This is a genomic window from Mesorhizobium sp. CNPSo 4688 (genome assembly GCF_057784295.1).
The window spans coordinates 36,653-52,799 of record NZ_JBWLUY010000006.1 but is presented as its reverse complement, the minus strand read 5'-3'; the positions used below and the strand labels follow the sequence as shown (position 1 = coordinate 52,799).

15 protein-coding genes and 1 other RNA gene are annotated in these 16,147 nt (G+C 63.1%); 13 read left to right on the top strand and 3 right to left on the bottom strand.

Annotated features, from left to right (window positions below; genetic code table 11):
• Positions 1–69: 69 nt before the first annotated feature.
• The gene (locus AC04SH_RS12475; protein WP_488575229.1) at positions 70–3,903 is read right to left on the bottom strand and encodes a hydantoinase B/oxoprolinase family protein; all 3,834 of its coding nucleotides are present in this window, start codon (positions 3,901–3,903) and stop codon (positions 70–72) included.
• Between the two features lie 175 nt (positions 3,904–4,078).
• Here AC04SH_RS12475 and AC04SH_RS12470 point away from each other — a divergent pair, with 175 nt between their 5' ends.
• The 7 genes from AC04SH_RS12470 to AC04SH_RS12440 all read left to right on the top strand — a co-directional run bounded on the left by AC04SH_RS12470 (position 4,079) and on the right by AC04SH_RS12440 (position 8,065).
• A complete protein-coding gene (locus tag AC04SH_RS12470) occupies positions 4,079–4,279 on the top strand; it encodes a hypothetical protein (RefSeq protein ID WP_454574879.1) in 201 nt (66 codons plus the stop codon).
• Positions 4,280–4,489: 210 nt separating this feature from the next.
• On the top strand, positions 4,490–5,209 hold the full coding sequence (locus AC04SH_RS12465) for a TerB family tellurite resistance protein (protein WP_477231536.1): 720 nt from the start codon (positions 4,490–4,492) through the stop codon (positions 5,207–5,209).
• Entirely contained in the window at positions 5,206–5,973 is a 768-nt protein-coding gene (locus AC04SH_RS12460; RefSeq protein WP_488575228.1) for an N-acetylmuramoyl-L-alanine amidase, read from the top strand. Before AC04SH_RS12465 ends, AC04SH_RS12460 begins: the two co-directional genes overlap by 4 nt.
• A gap of 185 nt (positions 5,974–6,158) precedes the next feature.
• Positions 6,159–6,863, top strand: a complete 705-nt coding sequence (locus AC04SH_RS12455) for a lytic transglycosylase domain-containing protein (RefSeq protein WP_488575227.1) — start codon at positions 6,159–6,161, stop codon at positions 6,861–6,863.
• A gap of 50 nt (positions 6,864–6,913) precedes the next feature.
• An RNA gene (gene rnpB, locus AC04SH_RS12450) (RNase P RNA component class A) lies at positions 6,914–7,311 on the top strand.
• A 179-nt stretch (positions 7,312–7,490) separates the two neighbouring features.
• Positions 7,491–7,766 (top strand): type II toxin-antitoxin system ParD family antitoxin, encoded by a 276-nt coding sequence (locus AC04SH_RS12445; RefSeq protein WP_477231952.1) that lies wholly within the window; start codon positions 7,491–7,493, stop codon positions 7,764–7,766.
• Complete coding sequence (locus tag AC04SH_RS12440; protein WP_488575226.1) at positions 7,763–8,065, top strand: type II toxin-antitoxin system RelE/ParE family toxin; 303 nt, start codon at positions 7,763–7,765, stop codon at positions 8,063–8,065. The genes AC04SH_RS12445 and AC04SH_RS12440 overlap by 4 nt, the downstream gene beginning before the upstream one ends.
• Before the next feature lie 9 nt (positions 8,066–8,074).
• Here the strand turns inward: AC04SH_RS12440 and AC04SH_RS12435 are convergent, their stop codons facing one another.
• On the bottom strand, positions 8,075–9,190 hold the full coding sequence (locus AC04SH_RS12435; RefSeq protein ID WP_488575225.1) for a cystathionine gamma-lyase: 1,116 nt from the start codon (positions 9,188–9,190) through the stop codon (positions 8,075–8,077).
• A gap of 111 nt (positions 9,191–9,301) precedes the next feature.
• Positions 9,302–9,598 carry a hypothetical protein gene (locus tag AC04SH_RS12430; RefSeq protein ID WP_488575224.1) on the bottom strand — a complete coding sequence of 99 codons (297 nt, stop codon included), beginning with the start codon at positions 9,596–9,598 and terminating at the stop codon, positions 9,302–9,304.
• Here AC04SH_RS12430 and mraZ point away from each other — a divergent pair.
• From mraZ to AC04SH_RS12400, 6 genes are read left to right on the top strand one after another with little or no spacing between them, the layout of a single operon-like run.
• Entirely contained in the window at positions 9,597–10,055 is a 459-nt protein-coding gene (gene mraZ, locus AC04SH_RS12425; RefSeq protein WP_488575223.1) for a division/cell wall cluster transcriptional repressor MraZ, read from the top strand. The genes AC04SH_RS12430 and mraZ overlap by 2 nt on opposite strands.
• Positions 10,052–11,068 (top strand): 16S rRNA (cytosine(1402)-N(4))-methyltransferase RsmH, encoded by a 1,017-nt coding sequence (rsmH, locus tag AC04SH_RS12420; RefSeq protein ID WP_488575222.1) that lies wholly within the window; start codon positions 10,052–10,054, stop codon positions 11,066–11,068. The genes mraZ and rsmH overlap by 4 nt, the downstream gene beginning before the upstream one ends.
• A gap of 4 nt (positions 11,069–11,072) precedes the next feature.
• Positions 11,073–11,465 (top strand): cell division protein FtsL, encoded by a 393-nt coding sequence (gene ftsL, locus AC04SH_RS12415; RefSeq protein ID WP_477231530.1) that lies wholly within the window; start codon positions 11,073–11,075, stop codon positions 11,463–11,465.
• Positions 11,466–11,479: 14 nt separating this feature from the next.
• A complete protein-coding gene (locus tag AC04SH_RS12410; protein WP_488575221.1) occupies positions 11,480–13,204 on the top strand; it encodes a peptidoglycan D,D-transpeptidase FtsI family protein in 1,725 nt (574 codons plus the stop codon).
• 54 nt (positions 13,205–13,258) lie between these two features.
• Positions 13,259–14,713, top strand: coding sequence for a UDP-N-acetylmuramoyl-L-alanyl-D-glutamate--2,6-diaminopimelate ligase (locus AC04SH_RS12405; protein ID WP_488575220.1), 1,455 nt, complete (start codon positions 13,259–13,261; stop codon positions 14,711–14,713).
• Positions 14,710–16,143 (top strand): UDP-N-acetylmuramoylalanyl-D-glutamyl-2,6-diaminopimelate--D-alanyl-D-alanine ligase, encoded by a 1,434-nt coding sequence (locus tag AC04SH_RS12400; protein ID WP_488575219.1) that lies wholly within the window; start codon positions 14,710–14,712, stop codon positions 16,141–16,143. The genes AC04SH_RS12405 and AC04SH_RS12400 overlap by 4 nt, the downstream gene beginning before the upstream one ends.
• Positions 16,144–16,147: the final 4 nt, after the last annotated feature.

The following is a 16,147-nucleotide window of genomic DNA, read 5'->3' as shown; positions in this document are numbered from 1 at the left end:
CGCTTCAGCTTGTTGTTTTGATGCAAGTCGCTTTCCCAAAACGGATGAACAATTTTTGGGCGACATGCATCAATCTTGGCCAAACCCTCCCGGCGTCGGCGTCGTCAGGATGACGGCGTCACCGGCGTCGAGCACGGTCTGGTCGCAGGCCATCAACGTCTCGATGCTGCCGTCCTTGCGCCGCACCTTGGTCGAGCCGACCTCGCCGTCGCCGCCACCGTCGAGGCCTTGCGGCGGCCGGTTGCGATGCGAGGACAGGATGGCGCATTCCATCTTTTCGAGGAAGCGGATCGCCCGCTTGGTGCCATCGCCGGCGCTCCATTTGCCTTTGCCGCCGGATCCCTCGCGGATGTGAAAATCCTCGAGCAGGACGGGAAAGCGCAGTTCCAGCACTTCCGGATCGGTGAGGCGCGAATTGGTCATGTGGGTGTGGACGCCGGAGGTGCCGGCAAAGCCGCGGCCGGAGTTCATCTGCCCGGCCGGCGAGCCGGAACAGATCGTCTCGTAATACTGGTACTGCTTGTTGCCGAAGGTCAGGTTGTTCATCGTGCCTTGCGCGTTGGCCATGGCGCCCATGGCGCCGAACAGCGCGTTGGTGACATGCTGCGAGGTCTCGACATTGCCGGCGACAACGGCGGCGGGATAGCTGGGTTTCAGCATGCAGCCGTCGGGGATGATGATGTTGATGGGCCGCAGACAGCCGGCATTCATCGGGATCATGTCTTCGACCATGACGCGGAACGCGTAGAGCACGGCGGCGCGGGCGACGGGCTCCGGCGCGTTGAAGTTGTTCTTCATGACAGGCGAGGTGCCGGTGAAGTCAACGGTCGCCTCGCGCTTTTGCCGGTCGACCGTGATCTTCACCTTGATGACCTGGCCGGTGTCGGTTGGGTATTCATACTCAGAACTGTCGGGCAGCCGCTCCAGCACGCGGCGCACGCTTTCGGCGGCATTGTCCTGGACATGGCCCATATAGGCCTCGACGACATCGAGGCCGAAATGGGCGACCATCTTGCGCAGTTCCGCCACGCCCTTTTCATTGGCTGCGATCTGCGCCTTGAGGTCGGCGATGTTCTGGTGCGGGTTGCGGGCGGGGTAGGGGTGGTCGGTGAGCAGCGTCTGCAGTTCCGCCTCGCGGAATTTTCCGCGATCGACAACACGGAAATTGTCGAATAGCACACCTTCCTCGTCGACGGTAGTGGCGAGCGGCGTCATCGAGCCGGGGGCCGTGCCACCAATGTCGGCATGATGACCGCGTGACGCCGCCCAGAACAGGATTTTTTTCTTCGCATCATCGAACACCGGCGTCACCACCGTGATGTCGGGAAGATGCGTGCCGCCATTGTAGGGGGCATTCAGCGCAAACACGTCGCCGGGATGGATGTCGCCGGAGTTCAGCCGGATGATGGTTTCGACCGAGCGGTCCATGGAGCCGAGATGCACCGGCATGTGCGGCGCGTTGGCGACCAGCGCGCCATGGCGGTCGAAGACGGCGCAGGAAAAATCCAGCCTTTCCTTGATGTTGACGGAATAGGCAGTGTTCTGCAGCGTGACGCCCATCTGCTCGGCGATCGACATGAAGAGGTTGTTGAAGACCTCCAGCATCACCGGATCGGCTTGGGTGCCGAGGGCCGCAGCGCGCACTTTCCGTTCCGTGCGGCGAATGACGACGTGATTGAGATTGGTGATTTCGGCCCGCCAGCCCGGCTCGACGACGATGGTCTGGTTCGGCTCGATAATGAGAGCGGGTCCCGCGACCAAATTGGAGGGGCGCAGGTTTTCGCGGCGATGGATGCCCGCCTCATGCCACTGGCCTTCGGTGTAGATGCGCCGCGTTCCGGAAGCGCCGGCTTCAACCCGTGCAGGTCCTGCGGGCGCATAGGCTTCGGCCCTGGCCTCTGCGATTTCGCTGCCTTCGACGCCAACCGTCTCGACAATCATCGGCTTGTTGTCATAGACGAAACCAAACTGCGCCTTGTGGGCGATCTCGAAATCGCGCCTGGCCTGAAAGATCGAGTCCTGCTCGAAATTCACCGGCAGCGTCGTGTCGGTGCCGTCATAGCGGATGTGCAACACCGGCTTTGCGGCAACCTTGTCCTGCGCAATGCCTTGCGCGGCGAGTTCGGCGACGACGGCTTTCTTCAATGTGGCAATGAGGCTGTCGATCTCTGACCTGGACTCTTCCGCCAGCGGCTTGAGCAGCGCCTGCTGACGTGAAGCAAAGACCGATGACAGGCCGATGCCATAGGCCGAGAGCAGGCCGGAGAAGGGGTGGATCAGCACCGCTTCCATGCCGAGCGCGTCGGCAACCAGGCAGGCATGCTGGCCGCCGGCGCCGCCAAAGCAGTTCAGCAGATATTCGGTGACGTCGTAGCCGCGCTGCACGGATATCTTCTTGATGGCGTTGGCCATGTTCTCGACGGCGATGGTGACAAAACCTTCGGCGACGGCTTCCGGCGTGCGGCCGTCGCCGATTTCGGCGGCGAGTGCGGCGAACTTCTTGCGCACTACTGTCACGTCCAGCGGCTGGACCTGGCCGGGGCCGAAAATCGCCGGGAAGAAATCGGGCTGCAGCTTGCCCAGCATCACATTGGCGTCTGTGACGGCGAGCGGACCGCCGCGCCGGTAGGCGGCCGGGCCGGGATTGGCGCCGGCGGAATCCGGCCCGGCGCGAAAGCGGCCAGCTTCGTAGTGCAGGATCGAGCCGCCGCCGGCAGCCACGGTGTGGATGCGCATCATTGGCGCGCGGATGCGCACGCCGGCGACCTCGGTGTCGAAGGCGCGCTCATACTCGCCGTCATAGTGGGCGACGTCGGTCGAGGTGCCGCCCATGTCGAAACCGATGACTTTCTCGAATCCGGCGAGCTTCGCCGTCTCGACCATGCCGACGACGCCGCCGGCTGGGCCGGACAACAGCGCGTCCTTGCCCTGGAACATGTCGGCGGCGGTGAGCCCGCCCGACGACATCATGAACATGAGGCGAGGGCTTTCCCTCCCCCTCGAGGGGAGGGTGGCGGCGGAGCCGCCGGGTGGGGTCGGATCGACTGGGCTCGACGCTCCGGCGGTGCCTTCTGAGAGGACCCCCTCTGGCCGCTTTGCCGACTGCCCTTCGCTATGGCTCCGGGCGTTCGTCGCTGAAAAAGCCAAATCGTTGGCTTTTTCTCGGCCTTCGGCCGACCGATCCTCACCCCCCTCGAGGGGGGAGAGGGCGCCCAGCTCGCCCGCCACTCTCTGCACATATCTCGACAGGATCGGCGACAGATAGGCATCGACCACGGTGGTGTCGCCGCGACCGACCAGCTTGATCAGCGGCGAGACCTCATGGCTGACCGAAATCTGCGAAAAGCCGATCTTCCGGCAGACTTTCGCCACCGCCTTCTCGTGGTCGGGGTATTTCCAGGCATGCATGAAGACGATCGCCACCGCATCGATGCCGTCGGCCTTCGCCTGTTCGATCGCCGGACGGCAGGCGGCGATGTCGAGCAGGCGTTCGACGGAGCCATCGGCGCGTACGCGCTCGTTGATCTCGATGACCCGCTCATAGAGCTGTTCAGGAAGGATGATCTCCTTGGCGAAGATATCCGGCCGTGCCTGGTAGGCGATCTTCAGCGCATCGCGAAAGCCCTTGGTGATGAGCAGCAGCACGCGGTCACCCTTGCGCTCCAGAAGCGCGTTGGTGGCGACGGTGGTGCCCATCTTGATGTCGCCGATCAGGCCGGACGGAATGGCGACGCCTGACTCCAGGCCGAGCAGTTCGCGGATGCCGGCTATGGCTGCATCAGGGTAGGCTTCGGGATTTTCCGACAGGAGTTTTTTGGGATGCAACCCGCCGTCCGGGGCGCGTCCGATCACGTCGGTGAAGGTGCCGCCGCGGTCGATCCAGAAGTCCCATTTCTTGTCCACGCGCAACTCCGGCATTTCTTTTGGTTTCAAACTGTTAGTTCGCCGTCGCGCGGCCTGCAATCGGCCACAGGGATGTTACATCAGGAAACGCAACGTTACGAAACCCATGGCCGTCTGATGCATTTCCTCTTCGAGCGCTCACCGCAACGTGAGCGTGTTGTGAAGGAGAGATGGTATGAAAAAGCTCATTCTGGCGTCCGTTTCCGCTTTGGCCTTGCTCGGCGTTGCAGCCTGCAGCGACAGCGGCACAGACAACACCACCACCCAGAGCACCAATCCGCCAGCCGCCGAGCCTATGAAGCCGGTGACGCCGGATGCACCGAAGCCTGCAGAACCGGCTCCGGCAACACCTGCTCCTGCCGCCCCCGCGCAGTAGCAGCAGTCTCGGTCACTTTGATGTGACGAGAGAGGAGGCCGGCTTCGCGCCGGCCTTCCTGCGTTTAAGGCCGGGCTGGCCGTTTCGTGGGCTACGATCGGCTGATTCCTATGATTTGCGATCTGGCGCGTCAGTTGTTTGCGTAAATCGATCCACCCTGCGGCGCTGTCTTGGCTTGATAGCGGTGGCTGGCGGCCCTAATAAGCGCTCATGTCGATTTGGGATCGCCTTGGCGAGTTCATCAACCGCGTTTCCTCTTCAGCCAATTCGGGCGTCGCCGAAGTGGTCGAGGCCGTGCGAACTGTTTTTTCCGGCGATGCGGATCTGCGCCGGCGCGTTGCCTTCTCCGTGGCGATGATCGCGCTGTCGGCCAAGATGGCCAAGGCCGACGGTATCGTCACCCAGGACGAGGTTCGTGCCTTCCAGGAAATATTCGAGGTGCCGAGAGAGCAGACCCGCAACGTGGCGCGGCTCTACGATCTGGCTAAGCGCGACGTTGCCGGGTTCGAGACCTATGCCGAACGCATGGCGCAGATGTGCGGCTCGGGCCATTCGAACTGCGTCATGCTGGAAGACATACTCGACGGCCTGTTCCATATCGCCAAGGCCGATGGGCTGGTGCATGAACGCGAAGGCATTTTCCTGCACCGCATCGCCGAGATTTTCCGCATCGACGAGGTGCACTACGAGGCGATCATGGCCAGGCACGTCAATCTTGGCGCCGGCGACCCCTATGTCGTGCTGGGCATCGAGCGCGGCAAGCCGTTCGAGGAAGTCAGGAAGCGGTATCGCAAGCTGGTCTCCGACAATCATCCGGACCGGCTGATCGCGCGCGGCCTGCCGCAGGAGTTCATCAAGATCGCGACGACCAGGGTCGCGGCGATCAACGCGGCCTATGAAATGATCGAGCGGGGCCTTAGGCACGCATGAGCGGCTTCCTGCCCGACGAGCCAGGCGCCGAGGTCAGGGTATCGCCGAATTTCGGCCCGCGGCGCGAGACGCTCAGACCCGACATGATCGTGCTGCACTATACCGGCATGGCGACGGGTGCTGCAGCCGAAGCGTGGCTGTGCGACCCCGCCAGCGAAGTTTCCTCACACTATCTCGTCCACGAGGACGGCCGCATCGTCCAGATGGTGCGCGAGAGCGACCGGGCCTGGCATGCCGGCGCAAGTTCCTGGTTCGGGCGCACCGACATCAACTCCTGCTCGGTCGGCATCGAAATCGTCAATCCTGGCCATTCGCTCGGTTATTCGACCTTTCCCAAGCGGCAGATCGAGGCGGTGATTGGCCTCTGCAAAGGGATAATCGGGCGCCATTCCATTACGGCGCAACGGGTGCTTGCCCATTCCGACGTCGCGCCGGGGCGCAAGATCGACCCGGGCGAGAAATTCCCCTGGAAGACGCTGTTTGCAGCCGGGGTCGGCCATTTCCTGCCTGCGGCGCCGATTCGGCACAGCGCGATGCTGAAAGCCGGCGATACCGGCGCCGAGGTCGAGGCGCTGCAGTCGATGCTGGCGCTCTACGGCTATGGCGTTGAGATATCCGGTGTCTTCGACCGCCAAACCGAAATCGTCGTCGAAGCGTTTCAGCGGCATTTCCGGCCACGCTTGGTGGATGGCGTCGCCGACGGTTCGACGATCCGCACGCTGCAAAGCCTGCTGACTTCCCTTAAGTCAGCTGCGTCTAAATAACCTTTTCCTGATATTCGAGTTACAGCCTGTCACTGAAAGTGAATTGCCTCGCCTTGTTCGACACCAATTCGGCCATCAAAGGCAGTTCGTGCAAGTTATCGGACCTTCAGCCCCCCGAATGTTCCGATATTGATTAGGCGTTGCTGCGCGAAGATCTTCGCGCGGCCCAGACAGAACAGGACCACATGCAGAAATTGACCGTTGTAACGGCAGCTATTGCTGCTGGCGTGATGACTTTTGCCTTCGGGGCGGCAGATGCTGCGCCACTGAGCCAAAGGGTAGACCAGGGCTTCGTAAACGCACCCGCCGAAACCGCCATGACGAAAGCGAACCCAAAAGCCAAAAGGGCAACCACCGCGAAAGTGCAGAAAGCAGCCGTGGTGAAGGACAGAAAAGCGACGGCCAAGAGGCATTTGAAGCGCGGCAGGAAGAGCATCGACCTGTCGACGACCGCGTCGATCGGCCCAAGCACCGCTGCGGAATCGACGGCGGCGGCCGCGCTCGGCGGCCAGTATTCGGCGATCATCGCCCGCTACGCGGCGGCCGAAGGCGTGCCGGTATCGCTGGCCAAGGCGGTGATCAAGATCGAGAGCAATTACCGGCCCAACATCGTCGGCAGCGCTGGCGAGATCGGTCTGATGCAGATCAAGCCGGCAACGGCGCGGATGATGGGTTACAGCGGTTCGGCCAAGGGCCTGTTCGATCCCGACACCAACATCAAATACGGCATGAAGTATCTCGCCATGGCGCGCAACCTCGGTGGCGGAACGACCTGCGGCACCATCCTGAAATACAATGCCGGCCATGCCGCGACGCGGATGAATCCCGTGTCGGCCGCCTATTGCGGCAAGGTCAAGGTGCAGATGGCGGCCCTTGGATCTCCCGCATAAGTCTGCTTTTTCGTTTGCGTTTTGGAACGTGAACCCCTTTATACGCTCTGCCAGCTGGCCGGGCGGCCGCACCCGCAAAGCCGAAAGGCTGCGGGTGAGGAAAGTCCGGGCTCCATGGAGACACGGTGCCGGTTAATGGCCGGCGGGGGCGACCCCAGGGAAAGTGCCACAGAAAGCAAACCGCCACGATTTATCGAGGTAAGGGTGAAAGGGTGGGGTAAGAGCCCACCGCGCGACTGGCAACAGGAGCGGCACGGTAAACCCCACCGGGAGCAAGACCGAATAGGGACGGTGCGAGGGGAAACCTTCGAGGGCTGTTTCCGGCTCACCGTCCGGGTAGGTTGCGTGAGGCGCATGGCAACATGCGTCCAAGATGAATGGCCGCCACGTTCTCGCTCCGTAAGGGGCGAGGGCCATACAAAACCCGGCTTACAGGCCAGCTGGCAATTCTCCGCGATATCGAAGATCTCTTGAGATCAACAGGTTGCGCCTTCGGGCGCAGCTGTCGATTCAGGTGCTTCAGTAATTGAATCAATCGCCGGCGTGGGCTGGGCGCAATGGCGTTCTTGAAGCTGGTGCGATTAAATCGTACCATGACCTCGTGATGGATGGATCAAGGAGCACGTCATGGGTCATGTCGACAAACGCAGCATCACGCTTTCGCCGGAGCTGGCAGCGGCGGTAGACGATGTCGTGGCCGCCGGCGAATACGCCTCGGCCAGCGAAGTAATCCGTGACGCCCTGCGGCAGTGGAAGGACCGGCGCGACCTGCTCGGCTACACGGTCGAGGAGTTGCGCAAGCTGGTGCAGGAGGGGATCGACAGTGGGCCGGGACGGTTTGCGTCGATGGACGAGATCAAGGCCGAAGCACGCAGGCGATTGAGAGGCGATGACGCAGCATGAGTTTGCTGCCCATCGTCCGCAATGCGCGCGCAGAAGAAGACCTGATCGCGATCTGGCTGCATGTTGGACGCGACAGCGAGGCTGCTGCCGACAGGTTGCTCGACCGGATTGAGGCGCGCTGGCAGCAATTGGCGACGTATCCATACTCGGGCGCGCCGCGTGACGACATCGCGCCCGGTATTCGTCATCTGATCGTTGGAGAATACCTCATTCTGTACCGCGTCGGCGACGACGCGATCGAGATTGTTCGTGTCTTGCACGGCAGGCGCAATATCGGCGCCGATGACGTCATCACCTAAGCGCTCAGATCAACCGCTGATCTTGTCCAGCGATGCCTCGATCGCCTGCCACAGCTCTTCCACCGGCTCGCAACCGACCGACAGGCGCACGAATCCGGGCGGAACGGCGTCGCCGCGTTTGGCACGCCGCTCGGCGGAGCTGTGGACGCCGCCGAAGGATGTCGCCGCCTGCATCAGCGTGCAGTTGTTGATGAAATCCTCGGCCTTGCCCTCGGAGGCGAGTTCGAAGGAGACGAGAAAGCCGAAGCGCTCCATCTGGGCGCGGGCAAGATTGTGCGACGGATCGCCTTCCAGTCCGGGATAGCGCAGGCCGCTCACCGCGCGATGGTTTTTCAGGCGCTTCGCGATCAGTTCAGCCGACGCGCACATGCGGTCGAAGCGCACGTCCAATGTCTCCAGGCCGCGATGCACCAGCCATGCCTCGAATGGGCCAGGAATGCCGCCCGCGGTCTCGCGCCAGCCGGTGACCGCGGCGATGATGTCGGCATTGCGGCTGGCGACATGGCCGAACAACACGTCGGAATGACCGTTGGACGCCTTGGTGTCGGCGGCAACGACAATGTCGGCGCCGAGATCCAGCGGGCGCTGGCCGAATGGCGTCATCGTCGTGTTGTCGACAACGACCGTCGCTCCCGCGCGGTGGGCAGCCTCAGCGACGGCTGTGATGTCGCAGATGTCCAGTCGCGGATTTGACGGGGTCTCCGCATAGACAAGGCGGTAGCCGTCGAAGCCGCCGTCGAGAAAGGTCGATGTCGGCCTGAGATCATAGGTGATGCCGAACGGCTTCAGGAAACGCTCCGCCAGCGCCCGCGTGGCGTGATAGCCGTCGGATGGCAAAAGGACGCGGTCGCCCGATTTCAACAGGCCGAAAAACACCGCCGAGATCGCCGCCATCCCCGAAGGGAAGCCGACGCATGGAGCGTCTTCCAGATGCGCCAGCATATGCTCGACCGCATCCCAGGTGGCGTTGCTGTAGCGGCCGTACTGACTGTAGCCGGCGCCATCGCCTGGATTATGGAAAATGGCAGCCATGGTCAGCGGCAAAGGGATGGGGTCGCCTTTGGCAAGCCCGTCGCGACGCAGATGGGCAAGGGAGGCCGCGCGTGACCTGGCTGTTTCGGACATGGATTTTCTAACCTTGTTGCTGGGCGGAAAGACGGCTGACGCTATGCGCGGTAGCGATGCGCGGCAAGCCGCTTCCGGTTGGGCCAAGCCGCTCTAAACGCTTCGTTAGGCTTAATGGACGATAAAGACGGGAGCGTCGTCAAAGCTGCTCTCACCGGTTGTGGCGCGCGCGTTTGTGAAGCCTGATCCCGTTGACGCCCATAGTGCCCCATGATATCCCATTTCGATACCAAAGCCTTCGTTCCGCGTCAGGGTAAAGCGTACGCCAATCGGGCAGCCGCGGCGGCTGTGCGTTTGCAGGATTTTGCCGTTGGGACCGAAGCAGATTTTCGGCAGGGGACGCGCCTCAATGGCGCGGACGAAAACATGGAGAGGGGTGCGGCGGCGGAAGCGGCTGTAGAGGGTCATGGACCGGTTTCTGTCAAGCGCGGTGAACAGGATCGATGCGAAGGGGCGGGTCTCCGTTCCGGCGCATTTCCGCACGGTCGTGCAGAAACGCGGCTATTCGGAGCTCTACGCGCTGCGCGGCCTCGATGTCCCGGCGATGGATGTCGGCGGGCTCGACCTGCTCGACCGCTACGAGCAGCGCATCGCGCTGGAGGATCCTTTCCTGCAGACGGCGGACGACATGTCGTTCTTCTGCCATGGCGACGGGACGTTCCTGAAACTCGATCAGGACGGCCGCATCACGATGACCGATTTCATCCGCGAGCATACGGGCATCTCGAGCGAAGTGGCTTTTGTCGGTCGCGGCAATTTCTTTCAAGTTTGGGAACCCGGGCGGCTTGCCGCCTATGGGGCGCAGGCGCGCGCCCGGCTTTTGCAGCTTCGGCAGGGGACGAAGCCTGGGGAGCGACCGGAATGATGGCGGATCACGGCGATGATATCAGCGCCGTTGGCGGATCGGTCCGCCACATTCCGGTCCTCCTTGCCGAAGTGCTGGAAGCGCTCTCGCCCAAAGCTGGCGATGTGATCGTCGACGGTACCTTCGGCGCTGGCGGCTACACCAAGGCGATCCTGGCGAGCGGCGCCTCGGTGGTGGCGATCGATCGCGATCCGGACGCCATCGCCGCGGGGCGGACCTTGGAACAGCAATCCGGAGGCAGGCTGAGGCTGGTGCAAGCGCCGTTCTCGACGCTGGACGAGCAGGTCGAAAGCGCCGACGGCGTTGTGCTCGACATCGGCATTTCCTCCATGCAGGTCGACCAGGCCGAACGCGGCTTTTCGTTCCGCGCCGACGGGCCGCTCGACATGCGCATGGCACAGGCCGGCCTGAGCGCTGCCGATGTCGTTAATTCGTTCAAGACGGGCGATCTTGCCCGCATCTTCGGCTTCCTTGGCGAGGAGCGCAACGCCGGGCGCATTGCCCGCATGATCGAGAGCCGGCGCGAAAAACGCCCGTTCGAGCGCACGCTCGATCTCGCCGACGCCATCGAGACGCATATCGGCCGCGCGCCGAAGGACAAGATCCATCCGGCCACCCGCGTCTTCCAAGCGCTGCGCATCTTCGTCAATGACGAGCTTGGTGAACTGGCCAAAGCCTTGGTGGCGTCAGAGCGCGTGCTGAAGCCCGGCGGGCGGCTTGCCGTGGTGACGTTCCATTCGCTGGAAGACCGCATCGTCAAGCGCTTCATCGCCGACCGCGCCGACGCGGTGACCGGCTCGCGCCATATGCCCGAGGCGCATGCGCGCAGCGCGACCTTCCGCAAGGTCGGTGGCGGTGTGACGCCCGGCGACGCCGAAATAGCAGCCAATCCGCGGGCGCGCTCGGCCAGGCTGCGTGCTGCAATCCGTACCGAGGCGCCTGCGCGCGCCGGCGATCTTTCCATTTTCGGCCTTCCAAAGCTTCCCGGCATCCAGGCGCCGCGAGAGAGGTGAACAATTGTTTCGAACCAGCGACATAGTCCTGATCGCCGTCATGGTCTCGGCCGCGGCCTTCACTTACAAGGCCAAGCGCGAGGCTGAGGAACAACTGGCCTCGGTGCAGAAGATCGAGGCACAGATCCGCTATGAGGAGGACACGATCGACCTGCTCAAGGCCGACTGGAGCCTGCTGACTCAGCCGTCGCGCCTGCAGAAGCTGGCTGAAACCTATAAATCGCAGCTCGCACTCGAGCCGGTCAATGCGCGGCAGATCGTAGGGATCGACGACCTGCCGGCAAAACCGCTCAACATCGAGGACCTGTCGTCGCAGCGACTCGGCGGCATGGCCGATAATTCCGGCGAAGGACCAGCCGGCAAGGATCCCGTGGTGACCGGAGCCATCGTGCAATGATCGCGGGACTTCCCATGACCGCCAAACTTCCGTCTATCGGCAAATTGCTGAAGCGGCGCGCAAGGACCGGCGAGGACGGCTCGATCGTCGTCGAAGGCGCGCGCAAGGCGACCGGCGGCAAGGCCAAGACCCGCATCATCATGACGATGGCGGTGTTCTTCGGCATCTATTCCACCATCGCCGGACGGCTGGTCTATCTCGGTTTCCAGAACCCCGACACGTCGAACGGGCCGCAGAGCCGGGTGACGGCGTCGCGGCCTGACATTGTCGACCGCAATGGCGAGGTGCTGGCGACCGACATCAAGACGGCATCGCTGTTTGCCGAGCCGCGCCGCATCGTCGATGCCGACGAGGCGATCGAAAAGCTGTCGACCATTCTGCCCGATATCGACCCCGAGCAGACCTACCACAAGCTGAAGAGCGGCGCCGGCTTCGTCTGGCTGCAGCGGCAGCTGACGCCCAAGCAGCAAGCCGACATCATGCAGCTTGGTATTCCAGGCATCGGCTTTCGCACCGAAAAGCGCCGCTTCTATCCGGCCGGCGTGACCTCATCCTACATTGTCGGCCTCACCAACATCGACAATCAGGGTATCTCCGGCATGGAGAAATACATCGACGAGCAGGGCCTGAGCGACTTGCAGGCCTCTGGCCTTGCGGTGGCGAAGGACCTGAAGCCGGTGCAGCTTTCGATCGATCTGCGCGTCCAGCATGTGGTGCGCGACGAGATCGCCGCCGGCCTCGAACGCTATCGCGCCATGGGCGCCGGCGCCGTCGTGCTCAACATCAAGACCGGTGAAGTGGTGGCCATGGCCTCGGTGCCGGATTTCGATCCGAACAATCCCTTTAATGCGCAAGACAAGGACCGGCTGAACCGCATGTCCGCCGGCCTCTACGAGATGGGCTCGACCTTCAAGAGCTTTACCTCGGCGATGGCGCTTGATTCCGGCAAGGCTAACATGAACAGCCGTTTCGACGCGTCGCATCCGATCCGTGTCGGCCATCAGGCCATCCACGATTTTCATGGCAAGAACCGCGTGCTGTCGCTGCCGGAAGTGTTCCTCTATTCCTCCAACATCGGATCGGCCCGCGAGGCCGAGCTGGTCGGCATCGAGGGGCACCGCGAATTCCTGCATCGCCTCGGCCTTTTGGACAGGATGCAGACCGAACTGCCTGAGGTCGCACGCCCGACCGAGCCCAAGGTCTGGAAACAGGTCAACTCGTTCACCATCGCCTTCGGCCATGGCGTGTCGACGACACCGCTGCAGGCCGCGGTCGGCTGCGCGGCACTGATGCAGGGCTACCTGATCCAGCCGACATTCCTGGTCCGCAGCCAGCAGGAAGCCATGGCGGTGGCCAAGAGAGTGGTCAGCGAAAAGACGGTGGAGGGCATGCGCTACCTCTACACGCTCAATGCCGAGAAGGGCTCGGCCAGAAACGCCAGGGCCCCTGGCTACCGCGTCGGCGGCAAGACCGGAACGGCCGAGAAGGTCATCAATGGCCGCTACTCGAAGGAACTGAATTTCAACACCTTCGTCGCCGCTTTCCCGATGGACGATCCGCAATATCTGGTGTTTACGATTGCCGACGCTCCGCACCCCGAAAAGCCCGGGATGACCGACGTTGCCGCCAACAATGCGGGGGTTATGGCCGGCAATATCATCCGGCGAGCAGCGGCTATGCTTGGCGTGAAGCCAGATTTCAGCCATGAAAATGGTGCAACGCTGGTTTCCTATCAGTGATTCTTAGGGCGCGCCGGCAACTGCGCGCTATTTTGTTGCGATGAACGGGGTTCGATGCACCTGAAAGATTTAGCCGGTATCCTGCCTGTCGAGGGAACAGCGTCCCGCGATCTGGAGGTAACCGGGATTTCGTCGGATTCCCGCCAGGTCAAACCCGGCGTCGTCTTTTTCGCGCTTGCCGGCAGCAAGGCGGACGGCGCCACCTATGTCGCCGATGCGGCAAAACGCGGCGCGGCGGCGGTTGTCGTGGGTAAGGCCAGCGCAATTGCCGGCCTGTCGGTTCCGGTGCTGAGCGTCGATGATCCGCGTCTGGCGCTGGCGCTGAGTGCCGCGCGCTTCTTTGGCAGGCAGCCTGAAACTATGGTCGCGGTCACCGGCACCGCGGGCAAGACGTCGGTCGCCGCCTTCACCAGGCAGATCTGGGAGCAGGCCGGTTTCGCCGCCGCTTCAATCGGCACCACCGGCGTGGTGGCGCCGGGCCGCAATGAGTATGGATCGCTGACCACGCCCGATCCGGTGGCTTTGCACCAATTGCTCAGGGAATTGGCGGAGGCCGGCGTCACCCATGCCTCGATGGAAGCCTCCAGCCATGGTCTCGACCAGCGCCGCCTCGATGGTGTGAAGCTCGCCGCCGGCGGTTTCACCAATCTCGGCCGCGACCATATGGACTATCATCCGACCGTCGAGGACTATCATCGCGCCAAATTGCGCCTGTTCGATACGCTGCTACCGAAAGGCGCGCCGGCCATCATCTTTGCCGACGATCCGTGGTCTGCGCCGACGGTCAAGGCAGCGCAGGCCGCTGGGCTCAAGGTGCTGACGGTTGGCCGCCACGGCGATTTTCTCCGCCTGAAGCGGGTCGAGCATGAGCGCCACCGCCAGCGCGCCGAGGTCGAAGCCGATGGCGTACTCTACGAGATCGACCTGCCGCTGGCCGGCGATTTCCAGATTGCCAACGCCCTGGTTTCGGCGGGTCTGGCGATTTCCACTGGAACGCCAGTCGCCAAGGCTTTGATGGCATTGGAGAAACTCCAGGGCGCGCCTGGCCGGCTCGACCTTGTCGGCGCGACTGCCAATGGCGCGCCGGTCTATGTCGATTATGCCCACAAGCCGGATGCGCTGGAAAATGTGCTGGCCGCTGTGCGCCCGTTCACCACCGGCCGCGTCATTGTTGTGTTCGGCTGCGGCGGCGACCGCGACCGGGGAAAGAGGCCGATCATGGGCGAGATCGCTACACGGCTTGCCGATGTCGTCATCGTCACCGATGACAACCCGCGTTCGGAAGTGCCCGAAACCATCCGCGCCGCGATCCTGGCGGCCGCGTCCGGCGCCATCGAGATCGGCGATCGCCGCAAGGCGATCCACGATGCCGTCGCCATGCTCAAGGCCGGCGACACGCTGATCGTTGCCGGCAAGGGCCATGAAGAGGGCCAGACCATCGGCGCCGAGACATTTCCTTTCTCAGACCATGAGGAAGTCCGCTCGGCGTTGCGGGAGCGGGCCGCATGAGCGTGCTCTGGAGCGCCGATGCGCTGGTTGACGCCATGGGCGGACGGCCGCTCGGGCCAATGCCGGAGGGCATATCGGGAATCTCGATCGACAGCCGCAGCCTGCAGCCGGGCGACGCCTTCTTCGCCATTAAAGGCGAGGCGATGGACGGCCATGATTTCGCGACCGCGGCGATCAAGGCCGGCGCGGGCGTTCTGGTTGTCGCCGAAGGCAAACTGCCATCGCTCGGGCGGCTGACGGCGCCGATGATCGTCGTGCAGGATGTGCTGGCGGCACTCGAAAAACTTGGCGTCGCCGCGCGCGAGCGTTCCAAGGCGAAAATCATCGCGGTGACCGGCTCTGCCGGCAAGACCACGACCAAGGAAGCGCTGCGCCATGTGCTGTCGGCCGTCGGCAGGGTGCATGCCTCGGCGCAATCCTTCAACAATCATTGGGGTGTGCCGCTGACGCTGGCGCGCATGCCGGACGATTGCGACTACGCCGTGTTCGAGATCGGCATGAACCATCCCGGCGAGATCCGGCCGCTGGTCAAGATGGTCCGGCCGCATGTCGCCATCGTCACGCTGATCGCCGCCGCACATCTCGGCTTCTTCAAAAATCTCGACGAGATCGCCAAGGCCAAGGCAGAGATTTTTGAAGGCATCGAGCCCGGCGGTGCTGCCTTGCTCAACCGCGACGATGGGCGTTGGAAGCTGCTCGACAAAATGGCGCGCGCCGCCGGCGTCGAGCATGTCTTCGGCTTCGGCGAAAACGCACGCTCGACCTACAAGCTCACCAAATGCGAGCTGCATGCCGATCAGTCCGACATTACCGCCAGGATCGGCGGGCAGGACGTCGTCGCCCGTATCGGCGCACCCGGCCGCCACATGGTGCAAAATGTGCTGGCCGTTCTCGGCGCGGCGCATCTGGTTGAAGCCGACATCGGCAAGGTGGCGGAGGCGCTGGCCGATCTCTCTGCCGAGCGCGGCCGCGGCAAGCGCCATGTGCTGCGCCATCCCAGGGGACCGATCACGCTGATCGACGAGAGTTACAACGCCAATCCGGCGTCGATGAGTGCGGCCATGGCGCTGCTCAACGCGACGCCAGTGTCGGGCGAGGGCCGCCGGATCGCCGTACTCGGCGACATGCTCGAGCTCGGCGAACATTCGGCAAAGCTGCATGCAGCCCTTGCCGATCTGATCGTCGGTACCGAAACACGCAAAGTCTTTCTCGGCGGCCCGGAGATGCGGGCGCTGGCTGATATATTGCCCGACGAGATCGAAGCGGACTACCGCGCCGGCGCCGAGGATCTGAAGCCGGTATTGCTGTCGGCGCTGAAGCCGGGCGACGTGGTGATGATCAAATCGTCGAAAGGCATCGGTTTTTCAAAACTGGTCGATGCCTTGCTCGGCAAATTTCCAGCTGAAGCCGCAGGCACGAAACAGAACTAGTCCG

Coding starts and splice junctions, on each gene's coding strand:
- AC04SH_RS12470 (WP_454574879.1), top strand. CDS start 4,079: ATGAAAAAGCTCATTCTGGCGTCCGTTTCCGCTTTGGCCTTGCTCGGC.
- AC04SH_RS12465 (WP_477231536.1), top strand. CDS start 4,490: ATGTCGATTTGGGATCGCCTTGGCGAGTTCATCAACCGCGTTTCCTCT.
- AC04SH_RS12460 (WP_488575228.1), top strand. CDS start 5,206: ATGAGCGGCTTCCTGCCCGACGAGCCAGGCGCCGAGGTCAGGGTATCG.
- AC04SH_RS12455 (WP_488575227.1), top strand. CDS start 6,159: ATGCAGAAATTGACCGTTGTAACGGCAGCTATTGCTGCTGGCGTGATG.
- AC04SH_RS12445 (WP_477231952.1), top strand. CDS start 7,491: ATGGGTCATGTCGACAAACGCAGCATCACGCTTTCGCCGGAGCTGGCA.
- AC04SH_RS12440 (WP_488575226.1), top strand. CDS start 7,763: ATGAGTTTGCTGCCCATCGTCCGCAATGCGCGCGCAGAAGAAGACCTG.
- AC04SH_RS12435 (WP_488575225.1), bottom strand. CDS start 9,190: ATGTCCGAAACAGCCAGGTCACGCGCGGCCTCCCTTGCCCATCTGCGT.
- mraZ (WP_488575223.1), top strand. CDS start 9,597: ATGGACCGGTTTCTGTCAAGCGCGGTGAACAGGATCGATGCGAAGGGG.
- AC04SH_RS12430 (WP_488575224.1), bottom strand. CDS start 9,598: ATGACCCTCTACAGCCGCTTCCGCCGCCGCACCCCTCTCCATGTTTTC.
- rsmH (WP_488575222.1), top strand. CDS start 10,052: ATGATGGCGGATCACGGCGATGATATCAGCGCCGTTGGCGGATCGGTC.
- AC04SH_RS12410 (WP_488575221.1), top strand. CDS start 11,480: ATGACCGCCAAACTTCCGTCTATCGGCAAATTGCTGAAGCGGCGCGCA.
- AC04SH_RS12405 (WP_488575220.1), top strand. CDS start 13,259: ATGCACCTGAAAGATTTAGCCGGTATCCTGCCTGTCGAGGGAACAGCG.
- AC04SH_RS12400 (WP_488575219.1), top strand. CDS start 14,710: ATGAGCGTGCTCTGGAGCGCCGATGCGCTGGTTGACGCCATGGGCGGA.